We start from the raw sequence: 16,411 nt of genomic DNA, 5'->3' as shown, positions 1-16,411 counted from the left end.
ATTATTGAAAGCCCCAGTCGACAGACTGGGGCTTTTTTGCATTTCTGCGACCCAAAAAGTGCTGCGCACTATGCTCATATCCAATTGCTGGCTGCTATGAAACAGTCTGGTTCTGAGCCCGCTCTAGCAGGTAGAAACTGGTTACAATTTGGTTGGTTAAGCTCTTGCCTTAGGTGTGAGGCTGTGAGAGGGTTAGGGCAATTTTTCTGGGATGATTAAAGATAATTCGCCATGAGTTTATTCTACGAGCGGCAAGAAACCGCTGATTCTGTCACTATTACACTGAAACCGCATTCCTTGTACCTGATGCTGGTGATGCTCGCGGTCTGGTTAGGGAATGATTTCTTGTTAAAGTCAGCCTCCATGGCGCAAATCATCATGCCGATATTTATTGTGTTTATGGTGATACGTTTCTTTTCATTAGTCAGAGTACAGCGCGAAGTGCTGGTTGCAATGAAACAGGGGCGGGTTACCACTCAGGGCAGCAAGTTCTCTTTCACTAATCCGTTTCGTTATGTGATTCAAAAAGCACAGAGCTCCGACTCCTAAGTCTTTCACTTCATGAAATAGCCGTAAAACAGTGCGGCTATTCTTTCCTGTCAGGACATAGCTCCTGTTGCCAATGATGGCTTATTCCTGACCAGTATGCAGGCATAATATCTGTGTTGTTATCGATATAGAGAAATGTATGCCAGCATTCCATTGGAAACCCCTGTTATTTGCTTGTTTGATTGTCAGTATTGGTCAGCTCAGTCTTGGCCTGGTGTTTCCATTGTTACCCTGGATTGGACAGGATCTGACATTGACCTCAGATCAAACACAGCTTCTGGTTGCCATTTATCTTTTAGGTTTTGGTCCCTCACAGCTGGTTTACGGTCCGCTTTCTGACGTGCTGGGTCGTCGGCCAGTATTGCTTGCTGGGGTAATGATAGCTTTGTTCGGTGTTGCACTGGTGATTTTCAAAGCGGAATCGTTTTCCGGATTATTGCTTGGACGCTTTATTCAGGGCTGTGGGGCCGGCAGTGTGTCTGTACTGGCCAGGGCGACAATCCGGGATAGCTACCAAAAGCAAAATCTGGCGAAAGCCATGACTTGGTTAGCCATTGTTGCCGCATTTACTCCTATTATGGCCCCAGTGATTGGCGGTATGGTTAATCATTATCTGGGCTGGCTTTCTGTTTTTGTGCTGCTTATTGCTTACATCGCACTGGTTTGGTTATTGCTTGTATTTAGCTTTCGCGAAACCTTAAAGACAACAGGCATGCCACCTTCAGTTAAGCAACTTGCGGGTAATTACCTGTCTTTGTTTAAAGACCGCCATTTCCTGACATTTGCCGGTATAGGCTGGATCAATTTTGCCATGGTTGTACTGGCAATTTCCATGATGCCCTACATTATGCAAGTTCAGTTAGGGATAAGCTCTGACCAGTATGCGATGTGGGCTATGGTGCCGGCTTGCGGACTGCTTTTGGGTGGTTTGCTGTGTCAGCGCTTACGGCCAAAGTTGGGGACAGCAAGAATGTTGCAGCTGGCACCTTTGATGCAATTGGTCTCGGCCGCTGTGTATGTGTTGGCCCCGTTAGACCCGGTCTGGATGTCAGCGGCCCATTTTCTGCTGGCGATGACAAACGGCATTGCTTTTCCGTGTGCACAGTCGATGCTTTTGGTTCCGTACGGTGAAAAAGCAGGGACTGTGTCTGCGTTATCCGGGGCTTGCCAGATGGTTGCGGCGTCTGTTATCAGCCATTGCCTGTTACAGATGGGGATCAGCCAGCCCTGGCATCTTGGGGCAGTATTGCTGAGCGCCGCATTTCTTGGGATCGTATTGGTGAATCTGGGGGTAAGAAGTGAATCAGGGCGGCAGGCATCGCTGGAACTGAGCCAGCCTTGATAAAAGGCTCAGATGAGAAACTTTCTCACGCCAGAGATATTCTTCCATACTTAAGACACCGGATCGCAGTTGGCTGAGGAGGTCGTATGCGTCAGCTGATCTGTTTGGTGGTGATTATTTTGCTATCGGCTTGTGTCAGTCAGTATGAGGCTAACTTGTCTCAGCATGGTGAATGGCAGGAACTGGGGGCTTATCACGGAGAGTATGGTTATCAGGAGTGGGAGAAAAAGCGCCTGGACCGGCTTGGCGTGATGTCTGAATCTGATTATGAAAAATACCGCGCGGGCTATCTGCAGGGGCGATATGAGTACTGCACGGGTAAGAAAACAGTGACCACAGCGCTTAACCCAGGTTACCCAGATGAATGCCGGCAAGATGCCAGCCAGTTCGGGCTGGCGGAAAGAGGCTACTGATACAAATAAGAAAGGCTGCCATTGGCAGCCTTTTGCGATCTTTCACTCAGTGACTGAGGATCAGTTGTTGCTGTGCAGCTCGCTGTTCAGCTCAACCGCAGTTTTATTGGTCAGACATTCGATCGCGCCGCTTACTGAGTTACGACGGAACAGCAGATCGGATTTGCCCGCCAGATCACGTGCCTTGACGGTTTCAACGACATTGCCATCTGCATCCAGCATAGTTACTTTGGTGCCTGCGGTGACATACAAGCCAGACTCAATGGTACAACGATCGCCAAGCGGGAAGCCAAGACCGGCATTGGCACCCAGCAGGCTGTTTTCACCAATCGCAATGACCACTTTACCGCCGCCACTCAGGGTACCCATGATAGAAGCGCCGCCGCCGATATCGGAACCATCGCCGACCACAACACCGGCAGAAATACGGCCTTCAACCATGCTCACACCTGTTGTACCAGCATTAAAGTTGATAAAGCCTTCGTGCATCACTGTGGTACCTTCACCGACGTGAGCGCCGAGGCGAACACGGGAGGTATCGGCAATTCGCACGCCAGCCGGGACTATGTAATCGACCATTTTCGGGAATTTATCAACGCAATCGACGCTCAGCACCTCGCCGCTCAGGCGAGCTTCAATCTGACGCTCTGCCAGTTCAGGCAGATCAATCGGGCCTTTATTGGTCCAGGCAATGTTGTGCAGCAAACCAAAGATACCGTCCAGTACCAGACCATGAGGCTTAACCAGTCGCTGAGAGATCAATTGCAGTTTCAGGAAGCCTTCAGCAACAGAAGCCGGCGCCGTATCAGCAGCCAGAATGACTACCACGAGAGACTGGCTGGATTGTGCTGCTTTTTCAGCAAAACCAGCACTGGCTTGCTCGCCATTCGCTGCGAAAGCACCGGCTAGTTCAGCCGCCTGAGCCGGGGTAATCTCAATGGCTTGGTTACCTTCCTGGTAATCAACAACTTTTGCGATGGTATCAACCAGAGCCTGAGCTGGATTCAGCAGCGGGGTCGGGAAGAAAGCTTCGATGATTTTACCGTCACGGTTTTTGGTCGCGGTACCCAGGGCTAGAGAAAATGTCGCCATGATGAAATGGTCTCCATGTCAAAAGGGATAACGACTGCAATGTATGGCAGTCTGTCTGATATTAAAAAAGTGAGATGTTCCCATCATAAAGAGACTGAGCGGGATATTGAAGGGGAAATCTGCCATTCATGGTAAAATGACTGAGAAATGACGAAAATCCGCACTTAACCACATATAAAATCAGTCTTTGTGAATAAACACGGAAATAAATAAACCTCCCGGCGGAGGTTTATTATTCATCGTCAAGGGGACTGACTCAGGCGGCTTCGCTGTCAGCGTCGTCTTGCACAGCTTCGGGTTCTACCGCTTTCTTTTTAGCGGCGGGTTTGGCTTTTTTCGCCCCCAGAGCGACAAGGACTTTTTCACGCTCTTGTGCCAGGAATAGTGCTAATTCTTCCTGTTTGGCTTCGTCTTCAAGCAGTTTGCTTTCACTCAGAACAGCAAACAGCTCGTCAGCCATATCCAACATTTTATCGTAGGCATCAGCTTCAGATTTAGAGGTAAAAGTCATCTTCTCTTCTCCGTTGCGCTCTACTACATATTTGACGATAACAGCCATGGTCACCCTCTCCAGATATTGATTAACTGGTTTTTTATACAGTAGGATAAAGGCATAGTCCAGTGCTGAGTTCTGACAGAAGGTGTTCTTGTGAGCATGAGAGAAAAATTTGAACAAATTTATACCCGTGCCGCTGATCGCAAAGGGGGCAAGGCGGCGTTGGAAAGCTTGTTGTCGGCCCCGCTTAGTGCAGAGGCGTTGACCGCCATTGCCGATGATCGCTGGCTGGCCGCCTTTACGCAGAAAGTGTTCCAGTCTGGTATGAGCTGGAAAGTGGTCAGGCAAAAGTGGGACGGTTTTGAGTCGGTATTCTTTGGCTTTGATATAGAAAAGTTATTGCTGGTGCCGAACGAAATGTGGGAGCGAAAAGCCACAGATCCGGCCATTATCCGTCATCTCGGCAAAGTCATGACGATTCCGGAAAATGCGTACATGATTCACCGAGCCGCGAAAGAGCACGGCTCGTTTGCCGCTATGGTCGCAGCATGGCCATCGGATGACATTATCGGCTTATGGCACTATCTGAAAAGTAAAGGTAAGCGTTTGGGCGGTAATACCGGCCCCTATACATTGCGGGTGATGGGCAAAGATACTTTTATTCTCAGCCAGGATGTTGAAGCTTACCTGCGCAGTACCGGAATTATTGATGGCGGTCGGGACACCCAGCGCTCCCTGTCGGCGGCACAGGCGGCGTTTAATGACTGGCAGCAGGAATCCGGCCGGCCTTTATGTCAGATCAGCCAGATCATTGCCTTCAGTGGCGGCGATAACCGGATCTGAGCCCGGTTGCCAATGCTGGCAGAATGCAATAAATGCAGATAACAGCGGGCTGTTGTATTTGTCTTTGTGATACAGCAGCCAGTATTGTCTCTGCTTGCTCAGCGTGATGGGCAGTTCAGCCACGCGTTTTTCCTGTACTGCATGATGGACCGCGCGCCGCGATAAACAGGTCAGGCCCAGTCCGGCGGCGACGCTGTTGATAATGGCTTCTGTGGTGTTGAGCTCAAAGGCCAGCTGCCAGTTATCAATTCCCGGGGCGAGATGATGCAGGAAATAATCCCGGGTGCCGGATCCAGCTTCCCTGAGTACCCATTCCGAGTGTTCAAAATCTGACAGAGACAGGTTGTTTCTGGTCAGCAGTGGGTGCTCGGGATGACCGATAATTACCATCTCATCCTTAAGCCAGGGTTGGCTTACCAAGTGTTTTTCCGTGACCCGGCCTTCAACCAGTCCGATATCCAGTTCAAAATCACCTAACTTTTTCACGATTGACGCGGTATTGCCGATCAGCAGTGACTGGTCAGTATGTGCTGTCTGCGCCCTGAAATCCCGCAGCAGAAAAGGCGTGAGCTGATTACCTACGGTATCGCTGGAACCTACAGCCAAGCTGCCGGACAACGCGCCGGTTTGTGCGAAGAGTTGTTCAATACTCTGGGTACGCTGGAGCAGTTCATCGGCCAGAGGTAACAGGCGCTTGCCTTCGCTGTTCAGGGTCAGCCGGTTGTTGTGGCGATCAAACAGTGGCTGGCTGAGTTGTTTTTCCAGCTCGGCCAGCGCCATGCTGACAGCCGGCTTGGTTAGAAACAGCCGCTCGGCGGCAGCAGTAATGGTTTTTTCCTGTGCTACGGCAACGAAGACTCTTAATTGTTTCAGCGCAATGTTCATAGTCGTTCTTTATCGGTTAAATTAAATTTAACTATTGTTTAAATTTATTCAATTATTCTAAACCATGCGAGAGAAGTACACTGCCTCTATCGACAAAAAGAACAAAAAACGAATCGGATGTGATGGAGAGCAAATCATGAATCAAGCCTGGAAAAATCGGTTTACCTTGATGCCGACACCCATGGCCGGGCTGGCGCTGGCCATTGCCAGCCTGGGCTGGTGCTGGGAGAATGCGGCGCCATTTCAAGGTATGGCGCAAACGGGCAGTGCCGTCATTGCCGCTGTGATGCTGCTGGGGCTGACGCTGAAGTTTGTTTTACATCCTCAGTTACTGTGGCAGGATTTGAAGCACCCTGTGGTCGGCAGTGTCGTGCCTACTTTTTCGATGGCACTTATGGTGGTTTCTCATGCGCTGGCGAAATATCTGCCGCTTGCCGGGTTAGTATTGTGGCTGGCGGCTGTGATCTTGCATCTGGCGTTTTTAGCCTGCTTTGTCTTCCACCGCTTGAGCCGGTTTGAGCTGCACCATATGGTGCCCAGCTGGTTTGTGCCGCCTGTCGGTATCATAGTGGCCGATGTCACTTTTCCGGGTGGGGCGCTGGCACCCCTGGCGCAGGGCTTGATGGTGTTTGGCCTGAGTGCTTACGCCCTGATGCTGCCCGTGATGTTATACCGGCTGATTTTCTGTCATCAAGTACCGGATGCGGCCAAGCCGACCATTGCGATTTTGGCGGCACCGGCCAGTTTGTCACTGGCGGGTTATCTGACAGTGACGGCGCACCCTTCAGTGTTACTGGTAGCGCTGCTGGCGAGTATCGGATTGCTGATGACGCTGGTGATTTATCTGGCCTTCTTCAGACTCTTGCGATTACCCTTCAGTCCGGCTTATGCCGCGTTTACGTTCCCTATGGTGATCGGGGCGACGGCCTTGTACAAAACGGCTCACTGGATGAGCACTCAGCCCCTGCTGGCCGACTACGCGCATCAGGTTCAGGTGCTGGCTCTGGCCGAGCTGTTAATCGCTACTGTGGTGGTCAGTTATGTCATAGTGCGCTATCTGGCCCATTATTGTACCGCTGAGGTAGGCTATCGCAGAGCAGCGATGTAATGCATTGAAGCGAAAGGTCGGCGGTCATCACAGGCACTGCTGTTTACACCCTGCGTGCCTTGGTAGACAATCATGGCATTATTCTCTGCCAGCGAGCCTGATGCGTGTTTACTGTCTACCATTCCAACCAGCTGGATCTGCTGAAGTCTTTGTTGGTTGAGCTGATCCGCCGGGATCCGCTTTCAGACCCTTTTATCCCTGAGCAGATTCTGGTGCAGAGTCCGGGCATGTCACAATGGCTCAAACTCGAACTGGCCCAGTCGCTGGGCGTGGCCGCCAATATTACTTTTCCGCTGCCAGCGACCTTCATCTGGGACATGTTCACCAAAGTGCTGCAGGACGTGCCGGCACGCAGTGCCTTCAATAAAGACGCCATGACCTGGTCGCTGATGCAGGTGCTGCCCGGATTGCTGGAGCAGCCGGAATTTGCGCCACTGGCGCGTTACCTTGCAGAGGATGCCCATCAGCAGCGCCGTTTTCAGCTGGCCGGAAAAATTGCCGACATTTTTGATCAGTATCTGGTGTACCGGCCGGAGTGGATACAGGAGTGGGAAGCGGGGCACATTGATCCTGAACTGGCGGGCGATCACTCCTGGCAGCCGGTGTTATGGCAGGCGCTGTATGACCACATTCTGGCGCAGGGGCAATCGCCATACCACCGCGCTAATTTGTATCAGCAGTTTATTGAAACGCTGACGCATTACGCCCAGTCCGGGACAGAGCTACCGGATGGATTACCTCAGCGTCTGTTTGTCTTCGGTATCTCAGCGCTGCCGCCACGCTATATGGATGCCCTGGCGGCGTTGGGGCAGCACATTGATGTGCACCTGATGTTTACCAATCCTTGTCGCCACTACTGGGGGGATGTCAGAGATCGCAAGTATCTGGCCCGGCTGGCAGCGCAGCAGCGTCAGCAGGTGATTTGGCAGGATCAACACAGCGAGAAGGCCGGGGCCGAGGGGATACTCAAAGGCTCGCTGGAAGATAACCTGATTGACGAAACGCATCAGGATGCCGCAGTTGGCAACACATTGTTAGCGTCACTGGGTAAGCTGGGACGGGACAATCTGTATCTGCTGTCGGAATTACAGGCCTATGAAGTTGATGCGTTTGTCGATATTCAGTCTGACAGCCTGCTGCACAGCATTCAGTCGGACATCCTGAACCTGGAAGACAGAGTGAATGACCAGCTGCTGGCCGACAGCCGGCACAAACAGCCGGTTGAGGCGCAAGACCGCTCTTTGTCGGTGCACGTCTGCCACTCACCGATGCGGGAAGTGGAAGTTCTCTATGATAATTTGCTGGCGATGCTGGATGCCGATCCCGGCCTGTCGCCACGCGATATCGTGGTCATGGTTGCCGATATCAATGCCTACAGCCCTTATATTCAGGCCGTTTTCGGTAATGCGCCGTCTGAGCGCTACCTGCCATTTTCCATTTCTGACCGCAGTGCCGATCAGGAAAACCCCGTACTGCTGGCCTGTCTGCGCTTGCTGGATTTGCCCAATAGCCGTTGTCATGCCTCTGAGCTGACGGAATTGCTGGAAGTACCGGCCATCATGAAGCGGTTTAATCTCGACAGCGATCGTTTCATGCAGGTAAAGGGCTGGATTGAGGAAGCCGGGATCCGCTGGGGACTGGATGCCGACACGGCGAGCGAATTTTCACTGCCGGTGCAGCAGCAAAATACCTGGCTGTTCGGGCTGCAGCGTATGTTGCTTGGCTATGCGATGCCGGCGCAGGCGGGTTTGTATCAGGGGGTACTGGCCTATGATGAAGTGCAGGGCATGGATGCCGAACTGGCCGGTCAGCTCAGTGTCTTTGTTGAGCAACTAATCCATTACCGCCGGGTACTCAATCAGCCACATTCGGCGGTAGAGTGGTTCAGTGTGCTGAATCAGCTGCTGGATGACTTTTTCAGTGTCGATACTGAAGGCGAACTGGTGCTGCGTCTGATCCGGGAAAAGCTGCAGCAACTGGAGCAACAGCTGGATGATGCCGGTTATCAGCAAGCGCTGACGCCAGCGATCATGCGCGATTACCTCAATGATAAGCTGAGCGGCGAGCGTGTCAGTCAGCGCTTTCTGGCCGGTCAGATAAACTTCTGTACTCTGATGCCGATGCGTTCGATCCCGTTTAAAGTGGTCTGTCTGCTGGGAATGAATGATGGTGTGTATCCCAGAACGATTGCCCCTGAAGGCTTTGATCTGATGGTGGGGCGCCAGCGCGCCGGTGACCGTTCTCGCCGCGACGATGACAGATACCTGTTTCTGGAAGCACTCCTGTCTGCCCAGCAGCAGCTGTACATCAGTTATGTCGGGCGCTCTATTCAGGATAACAGCGAAAAAATGCCTTCCGTCCTGCTCAGTGAGTTACTGGATTATTGCCAGCAGGGTTTTTGTCTGCAGGGAGACAGCGCGCTGCCTCCTGAAGACTCCGCGGAGCGTTTGATCCGCTGGTTGACTCACCACCATCCACTGACGCCGTTCAGCCCGCAGGCGTTTCTGGGAACATTGCCCAGCTATGCCGCCGAATGGCTGCCCGCGGCACGGCGCATCACGGTCGACACTGTGGATTTTCTGTCGCAATCGCTGTCCCCGTTTGCGCTGACGGATCTGGCGGAGTCATCCGCCTCACTGCCTGTGATTGAAATGGCAGAGTTGCAGCGCTTCTGGCGCCTGCCGGTGCAGTACTTTTTTAACCGGCGTCTCAAGGTGTATTTTGACGCCGCTGCTGGGGCCATGGTGGATGAAGAACCCTTTGCGCTCGATGGCCGGCAGAGTTATCAGCTGCGGGCACATTTGCTGACCACTATGCTCGAAGCGCAAACCCGCCCCGAAGCGATGAGCCGTTTTCAGGCAATGCAGCAGGCGGCCGGCACCTTGCCGATTGCGGCATTTGGTGAGCTGACTCTGGAGCAGGAACAACAGCAGATAGCCCCGCTGGCTGAGCGAATTGCCGGTTTGCTTGCCTCACCACTCGAGGATCCGGAAATTGACCTGCCGATGGCGATCTCTTCCGGGCAGTGCCGGTTACTAGGCTGGATCCGCCATTATACTGCGTCTGGAGTGATTCACTTCAGGCCCGGCAAAGTGCGGACCCAGGATCTTGTTCATGCCTGGCTGGAGCATCTGGCGATGTCGGTACAGGGGATAACCGCCGATAGCCATATACTGGGTATTGACAAGCATGTTCGTCTGCGGCCCGTTGAGGCAGCGTACGCCAGAGAGCAACTGACTATGCTGACAGAAGGGTATCTGGCCGGACAGTCATCCCCTTTGCCTTATTTTCCGCGAACGGCGCAGGCCGGCCTGGAGGCGCTGCGCGACAAAAGCGGGCACTGGCTGACAGATGAAGACAGTCAGGAAAAAGCATTCACCAAAATGGCCGTGGTGTTTAACGACAGTTATCTGTTCAGCGGTGAAGGCAGCAATGCTTACATCGCCCGGGTCTGGCCGAACTGGCAGGACGATCTTGCCATTGAGGCAATGGATTGGGCGCGGCGGGTGTTACAGCCTGTGTTGATGCATCTTGAAGAGATAGCTTAGTGGAAGGTGCGAGGAGAAAGATGCGAGGTGGCCGCCGGCAAAATCGTTATAAGGTGTAGGGTGTTCACCGGTCGGCCACAAGGTCCAGAGGTAGACCAAATTTCTTGGCAGCGATACTACCGAAAGCCCGGCACTGAAAATGTGAAACGTATCCCATAGTGATAGATGAATCAGAATAGAATCCGCTGGCTGAGAGCTAATCAGTCAGAGATCACACAGTGCTTTGAAACCAGCGGCAGCTTTCCATCATTTATGCTGCCTGAAACCTAAATTATTGTCGCTGCGGCTTATGGAGTGAGTGCATGAGCCGCAGCGAGCCTGACAACAGGAACCGGTTGACGATCATGACTTTGACCCCATCAACAGATGTCTCCGCCATCATGCCGCAAACACTGGAACCTATGGTGTTTCCGCTGCACGGTACGCGACTGATAGAAGCATCGGCAGGGACAGGGAAAACCTTTACCATAGCGACCTTGTACCTGCGTTTGCTGCTGGGACACGGTGATGCCAATACCGCGTACCCGCAGCCTCTGACGGTGGACAAGATACTGGTGGTGACTTTTACCGAAGCGGCAACGGCTGAGCTGCGTGACCGGATCCGTCGCCGTATTCATGATGCCAGGATCGCCTTCAGCCGCGGCATAAGTGATGATCCTGTGCTGGCGGCTCTGCTGCGTGATCTGCCGGATCATGCCCGATCGGCGGCCTTGCTGCTGCAGGCGGAAAGGCAGATCGATGAAGCGGCGATCTTCACCATCCATGGTTTCTGCCAGCGTATGCTGACGCAAAATGCCTTCGAATCAGGCAGCCTGTTTTCCAATGAATTCATTACCGAAGAAAGCCAGCTGCGGGCGCAGGTGGCGGCGGATTACTGGCGGCGCTATTTTTACCCTCTGCCCCGCGAACTGGCGAATGAAATCCGTCGTTGCTGGCCAGCACCGGCAGAGCTGCTCAAAGATATCAATGCATTTTTGTCCGGCGCCCCGGTCACGCTGATGGCCCCGACGCTGTCGGGCGATCTGACGCAGCTGCATCAGCAGAATCTGCAGCGGATTGAGGCGGTAAAGCAGGGCTGGCGCGAGCATGCGGCAGATTTTCTGGCGCTGATCAGTGAATCAGGCGTGAATAAACGCAGCTATACCAAAACCAGCCTGCCTAAAGCGCTTGAAGAAGTGGGACTGTGGTCAAGCCAGCCAACGCTGGATTACAGCTTGCCCAAGGCGCTGGAAAAATTTGATCAGGCGGTGCTGGAAGAGAAAACCGCCAAGGGCACCGTGCCGCAGCATCCGGTGTTTGCCGCCATTCATGACTTGCTGGCTGCCAAGCCCAGTGTCAGGGAGCCGATTCTGGCCCATGCGATTCAGGCCTGCCGGGAACTGCTGGCAGAGGCCAAGCAGCGCAAAGGCTGGCTGTCGTTTGATGATCTGCTGACTCAGCTGGCGGCGGCTTTACTGACGGACAAAGATAGCGGCGAAGGCGCATTGGCAGCCAGGATCCGCCATTTGTATCCCGTTGCCATGATTGATGAGTTTCAGGACACCGATCCGCTTCAGTATCAGATCTTCAGCACTGTGTATCTGCCTGATGATCAGGCCGGACCGGTTCATACAGCTAGGGACTCGGGATTGTTCATGATCGGCGATCCCAAACAGGCGATCTATGCTTTTCGCGGTGCAGATATCTTTACATACATCCGGGCAAGGCGCCAGGTCAGCGCGCACTATACGCTGGGCACTAACTGGCGTTCGACCGCCGGCATGGTGGCAGCGGCTAACCGGGTGTTTGAACTGCCGGACAGCCCGTTTATTTATGACAGCGATATCCAGTTTCTGCCCGTTCAGCCCAGCCCGAATGCGCAGAGCAAGCACTGGCAGCTCAACGGCGAGCGTCAGCCGGCACTGTGTTTCTGGCAGATGGACGCCGACGCCCCGGTCAGCAAAGGGGAGTATCAGCAGGCGATGGCGGATGCGACGGCAGCGCAGATTCAGGCCATTCTGACTCAGGCTCAGGATAACCAGGCGTTATTGGTTAAGGGCAGCGAGCAGCGGCCGGTGTCGGCCGGTGATATTGCTGTGCTGGTGCGTACCGGTTCAGAAGCGGCGCTGGTACGCCAGGCACTGGCTGTTCAGGGGATACCCAGTGTGTACCTGTCTAACCGCGACAGTGTGTTTGCCAGCCAGGAAGCGGCAGATTTGCTTCGCTTGCTGGTGGCCGTACTGCACCCGGAGCAGGAAACCACTTTGCGGGCCGCCCTGGCCACCCGTCTGTTTGCGCTCAGTGCCTTTCAGCTCGACAGGCTGAATAACGAAGAAGACGAGTGGGAGCGCTGGATTGCGGAGTTTCGTGACTATCGCAGCCTGTGGCTGCGCCGCGGTGTACTCCCTATGATTCGTCATGCTTTAACACGCCGCCAGATCGCCGAACGTCTGCTGGGTGAAAACGGCGGTGAGCGCAGATTGACGGATTTACTGCATTTGGGCGAGCTGCTCCAGCAGGCCAGTCAGACCCTGGACAGTGATCAGGCCTTGATCCGCTGGCTGGCTGAACACATGGCATCGCCGAACGGTAACAGTGATGAACAGCAATTGCGGCTGGAATCCGACAGTAATCTGGTGCAAATCGTCACCATCCACAAATCCAAAGGGCTGGAATACGAGCTGGTCTTTCTGCCGTTTGTCTGCAGCTACCGCAGCACCGAAACAGCGCTGTTCCATGATCCGCTGTCTCAGCAGGCGGTGCTGGATATCAGTGGCCAAGAGCGCAGCCTGGCTCTGGCCGAGCAAGAGCGACTGGCCGAGGATCTGCGTCTGATTTATGTGGCGCTGACCCGGGCTGTTTATGGCTGTTATGTCGGCATGGCGCCGCTGCGCAATGGACGCAGTACCAAAGAACCCACCGGGTTGCACCTGTCTGCAATGGGTTATCTGATTCAGAACGGCAAAGAAGGCGGGTTGGCCGAGCTGTCTGAGGCACTCAATACGCTGGGGCAAAGTGAGGATATCCGTGTGGAGCTCCCGCCCGCGCTGCCTGAGTCGCTCTGGCAACCGGCGTTGAGCGAGCAGCCTGTGCCGCAAGCGGCCCGCTTTTCACATCCCATTGAGCACAACTGGTGGATCACCAGTTATTCCGCTTTGGTGAAGCAGGGCCACTCGGCGCTGGACGCCACCAGCGAATTACCCGGTTTTGATACCGATTCATCGCAAGACAACCTGCTGGATGATCCGGACAGTGAAATGGCCGTTGCCGCGCCTGAGCGCTCTGTGTTTACCTTCCCGAAAGGCGCCAGGCCGGGAACCTTTCTGCACAGCCTGTTCGAGACTATTGAATTCACCGATGCGGTCGACAGTGTAGCCACCACCCAGGTCATCAGTGATTTACTGCGACAGGAAAATTACGACCCCGAGTGGCTGCCGGTACTGCAGCAATTGCTGAACCAGGTACTGAACTGTGCCCTGGATGGTCAGGATTTGCGTCTTGGCGCCCTTCAGCCCCAGCAACGTCTGGTCGAGATGGAATTCATGCTGCCGATTCATCTGCTGTCATCGGCCCTGCTGAACAAAACGCTGGCCCGGCATGATGCCTTGTCGGCAAAAGCAGGGGAGCTGGGTTTCTCTACGGTCAGCGGGATGCTGAAAGGGTTTATCGATCTGGTGTTTGAGTATCAGGGGAAATATTACGTGCTGGACTGGAAATCGAACTGGCTGGGAGACACCCATGAGGCGTACCGTGGTGAGGCATTGAATACGGCGATGAGCGAGCACCGCTACGATCTGCAATATCAGCTCTATGCGCTGGCGCTGCACCGCTTTCTGAAAAGCCGAAAAGCCGATTACGATTATGAGCAGCATTTTGGCGGCGTGTATTACCTGTTTTTGCGTGGCGTACGGGCAGAAGACAACAGTGGTATTTTTCATGCCCGGCCAAGCCATGCGCTGCTGAGCGAACTTGAACAGCTGATCGATGGTCAGATTAGCCAGGGAGAGCCAGCCTGATGAGTCTGTTAACCAACACTACCTATGATATTGCTGTTATCGGCCAGCTTGAGCGATTGACCCGTCAGGGCGCGCTGCGGCCGCTGGATAGCCAGTTTGCCAAGTTTATCTGTCAGTCGGTTAACGGACAGGATGATGAAGCGTTGCAACAGGTGCTGGCCCTGGCTGCGGCCTGGCTCAGTCAGGAGCTGGGGCGCGGCCATGTTTGCCTGCCGCTGGCGACTGCGACCAGCCCGCCTTTGGGGCTGCCAAGAGAGATGGCTGAATCGTTGCTGGCGGTATTGCCGGCAGCCTGGCGTTTACCCGCCAGCTGGCCAGCTGTACTGAGCCAGTCCGCTGCCGTGTCCGATGGTTCTCAGCCCACGCCTTTGGTGCTGATCGACAATCGATTGTATCTGCATCGTTACTGGCAATATGAACAGACTGTCGCGCAGCGGCTGCTGGTCTCTGCCGGGCAGGGGAATGTCCGGGGAGCCCGCCAGGCCGGCATGCTGGACACCTTGTTTTCACGCAATTATCGCTATGTTTATGACGCTCTGGCTGATTTACGACGTAACGGCAATGACAGCGCGGAGCAGCGCCGGATGATGGTGTGCGATAAGCTGGATGTGGTGGCAGCGGAAACTCTGAACTGGGCTGAGATAGACAGTGTGCTGTGTCAGGCGCAGCGCTTTTCCGATTTGGTAGCGCTTGATCGGCTGATCCCGGATGATGCTTGCCTGAACTGGCAGAAAGTGGCGGCCGCCACCGCCCTCAGTCGTCAGTTTGCTGTGATCTCCGGCGGGCCGGGAACAGGGAAAACCACCACAGTCGCCAAATTGCTGGCCGCGCTGGTGATGCAGGCGCAACCCGATACAGAAACGCTTGATTCAGCCAAAGTGCCCCATATTGTGCTGGTGGCGCCGACCGGAAAGGCGGCCGCACGCCTGACCGAATCGATCGGCAAGGCGGTTCAGTCTTTGCCTGTGCCGCCAGCGGTTCAGTCGGCCATTCCGACCCAGGCCAGTACCCTGCACCGTTTGCTTGGCGCCATTCCGGGCCGGGCCTCTTTCCGGCATCACGCTGCGAATCCGCTGCATGCCGATGTGCTGGTGGTGGATGAAGCTTCTATGGTCGATTTGCCTATGATGGCCCGCCTGCTGGAAGCACTGCCTGCTCACTGCAAGCTGATTTTGCTGGGCGACAAAGACCAGTTGGCTTCGGTGGAGGCGGGCGCTGTGTTGGGGGATATCTGCGCATTTTCCGGTCAGGGCTACAGTGCCGGACAAGCCAGACAGCTGAGTGAGATGACGGGCTTTGTGTTGCCGGCCGGGCCGTCAGGCGGGCAGAGTCCGGTCGCTGATTGTTTGTGTGTCCTGCAAAAAAGCTACCGTTTTCATGCATTGTCAGGCATAGGGCAACTGGCGAAAGCCATCAACAGCGGCCTGCCCGACAGGCTTGCGACTGTGTGGCAACAGAATTTTACCGATATTCATCAGTACCCGCTCAGTACCGAGCATTACCAGCGTCTGATCAAACAGATGTCTGTTTTTTATCGTCGCTATCTTGAGGCAATTACTGAGGGTAAAGAGCCCGGTGAGGTACTGCAGGCGTTTGCCAGCGTCAGGCTGCTGTGTGCGGTCAGGGAAGGGGATTTTGGCGTGAAGGGTCTCAATACACGCATTGAGCGGCAACTGGCCAAAGAGGGGCTGATCGCCCCCGGCGAGGAAACCTGGTATGTCGGGCGGCCGGTTATGATCACCCGCAATGATCATGGTCTGGGCTTGTATAACGGGGATATTGGTATTGCGATGCCAGACCCTGAGGGGCGGACTGACAGTAAAGGCCGTCTGGCACTCAGGGTGTATTTCGATATGCCGGACGGCAGTATTCGCAGTTTTCTGCCCAGTCGTCTGCCGGATCACGAACTGGTATATGCGATGACAATCCATAAATCGCAAGGCTCGGAATTTGCCGATACCCTGATGATACTGCCGCCGGATTTCAGCCCGATCCTGACACGGGAGTTGGTGTATACCGGCGTTACCCGGGCCAGGGAAAGACTGTACCTGTATGCTCAGCCAGAGGTGTTGCAGCGCAGTATCCAGCGTTGTATTGAGCGGGCCAGTGGCTTGGAAGCCAACTTAAGCTGAGGGCTGCT

11 protein-coding genes are annotated in these 16,411 nt (G+C 54.3%); 8 read left to right on the top strand and 3 right to left on the bottom strand.

Features of this window, described 5'->3' with window-relative positions:
* Positions 1-231 precede the first annotated feature (231 nt).
* The 3 genes from KCG43_RS17320 to KCG43_RS17310 all read left to right on the top strand — a co-directional run bounded on the left by KCG43_RS17320 (position 232) and on the right by KCG43_RS17310 (position 2,304).
* On the top strand, positions 232-549 hold the full coding sequence (locus tag KCG43_RS17320; protein ID WP_192017540.1) for a hypothetical protein: 318 nt from the start codon (positions 232-234) through the stop codon (positions 547-549).
* Between the two features lie 139 nt (positions 550-688).
* Positions 689-1,891, top strand: coding sequence for a multidrug effflux MFS transporter (locus tag KCG43_RS17315; protein WP_192017541.1), 1,203 nt, complete (start codon positions 689-691; stop codon positions 1,889-1,891).
* 86 nt (positions 1,892-1,977) lie between these two features.
* On the top strand, positions 1,978-2,304 hold the full coding sequence (locus KCG43_RS17310; protein WP_192017542.1) for a DUF2799 domain-containing protein: 327 nt from the start codon (positions 1,978-1,980) through the stop codon (positions 2,302-2,304).
* Positions 2,305-2,364: 60 nt separating this feature from the next.
* On the opposite strand, the gene dapD is transcribed toward KCG43_RS17310, so the two are convergent.
* Together dapD and KCG43_RS17300 are read right to left on the bottom strand one after the other, a co-directional pair.
* The gene (gene dapD / locus KCG43_RS17305) at positions 2,365-3,396 is read right to left on the bottom strand and encodes a 2,3,4,5-tetrahydropyridine-2,6-dicarboxylate N-succinyltransferase (RefSeq protein WP_218386497.1); all 1,032 of its coding nucleotides are present in this window, start codon (positions 3,394-3,396) and stop codon (positions 2,365-2,367) included.
* A 256-nt stretch (positions 3,397-3,652) separates the two neighbouring features.
* On the bottom strand, positions 3,653-3,955 hold the full coding sequence (locus tag KCG43_RS17300) for a YebG family protein (RefSeq protein ID WP_192017544.1): 303 nt from the start codon (positions 3,953-3,955) through the stop codon (positions 3,653-3,655).
* Between the two features lie 96 nt (positions 3,956-4,051).
* Here KCG43_RS17300 and KCG43_RS17295 point away from each other — a divergent pair, with 96 nt between their 5' ends.
* Positions 4,052-4,735, top strand: a complete 684-nt coding sequence (locus KCG43_RS17295; protein ID WP_192017545.1) for a DNA-3-methyladenine glycosylase I — start codon at positions 4,052-4,054, stop codon at positions 4,733-4,735.
* On the opposite strand, the gene KCG43_RS17290 is transcribed toward KCG43_RS17295, so the two are convergent.
* On the bottom strand, positions 4,682-5,620 hold the full coding sequence (locus KCG43_RS17290) for a LysR substrate-binding domain-containing protein (RefSeq protein ID WP_218386495.1): 939 nt from the start codon (positions 5,618-5,620) through the stop codon (positions 4,682-4,684). The genes KCG43_RS17295 and KCG43_RS17290 overlap by 54 nt on opposite strands.
* Before the next feature lie 136 nt (positions 5,621-5,756).
* Here KCG43_RS17290 and KCG43_RS17285 point away from each other — a divergent pair, with 136 nt between their 5' ends.
* From KCG43_RS17285 to recD, 4 genes are all read left to right on the top strand, one after another.
* A complete protein-coding gene (locus tag KCG43_RS17285) occupies positions 5,757-6,728 on the top strand; it encodes a TDT family transporter (RefSeq protein ID WP_218386493.1) in 972 nt (323 codons plus the stop codon).
* A gap of 104 nt (positions 6,729-6,832) precedes the next feature.
* Positions 6,833-10,276, top strand: coding sequence for an exodeoxyribonuclease V subunit gamma (gene recC, locus KCG43_RS17280; protein ID WP_218386491.1), 3,444 nt, complete (start codon positions 6,833-6,835; stop codon positions 10,274-10,276).
* A 350-nt stretch (positions 10,277-10,626) separates the two neighbouring features.
* Positions 10,627-14,271, top strand: coding sequence for an exodeoxyribonuclease V subunit beta (gene recB / locus KCG43_RS17275; RefSeq protein WP_218386506.1), 3,645 nt, complete (start codon positions 10,627-10,629; stop codon positions 14,269-14,271).
* On the top strand, positions 14,271-16,403 hold the full coding sequence (recD, locus tag KCG43_RS17270; protein ID WP_218386489.1) for an exodeoxyribonuclease V subunit alpha: 2,133 nt from the start codon (positions 14,271-14,273) through the stop codon (positions 16,401-16,403). Before recB ends, recD begins: the two co-directional genes overlap by 1 nt.
* The last annotated feature ends 8 nt before the right edge of the window (positions 16,404-16,411 follow it).

The sequence above is a fragment of the Photobacterium sp. WH24 genome (genome assembly GCF_019204055.1).
Taxonomy (GTDB): Bacteria; Pseudomonadota; Gammaproteobacteria; order Enterobacterales; family Vibrionaceae; genus Photobacterium; species Photobacterium arenosum.
Note: the sequence above shows the minus strand (reverse complement) of the source record. Positions and strands in the feature narration are given on the sequence as shown.

Excerpts from the sequence above, each read along its gene's own strand:
- KCG43_RS17310 (WP_192017542.1), top strand. The coding sequence starts at position 1,978 with ATGCGTCAGCTGATCTGTTTGGTGGTGATTATTTTGCTATCGGCTTGT.
- KCG43_RS17315 (WP_192017541.1), top strand. The coding sequence starts at position 689 with ATGCCAGCATTCCATTGGAAACCCCTGTTATTTGCTTGTTTGATTGTC.
- KCG43_RS17300 (WP_192017544.1), bottom strand. The coding sequence starts at position 3,955 with ATGGCTGTTATCGTCAAATATGTAGTAGAGCGCAACGGAGAAGAGAAG.
- KCG43_RS17290 (WP_218386495.1), bottom strand. The coding sequence starts at position 5,620 with ATGAACATTGCGCTGAAACAATTAAGAGTCTTCGTTGCCGTAGCACAG.
- dapD (WP_218386497.1), bottom strand. The coding sequence starts at position 3,396 with ATGGCGACATTTTCTCTAGCCCTGGGTACCGCGACCAAAAACCGTGAC.
- KCG43_RS17295 (WP_192017545.1), top strand. The coding sequence starts at position 4,052 with ATGAGAGAAAAATTTGAACAAATTTATACCCGTGCCGCTGATCGCAAA.
- KCG43_RS17320 (WP_192017540.1), top strand. The coding sequence starts at position 232 with ATGAGTTTATTCTACGAGCGGCAAGAAACCGCTGATTCTGTCACTATT.
- KCG43_RS17285 (WP_218386493.1), top strand. The coding sequence starts at position 5,757 with ATGAATCAAGCCTGGAAAAATCGGTTTACCTTGATGCCGACACCCATG.
- recD (WP_218386489.1), top strand. The coding sequence starts at position 14,271 with ATGAGTCTGTTAACCAACACTACCTATGATATTGCTGTTATCGGCCAG.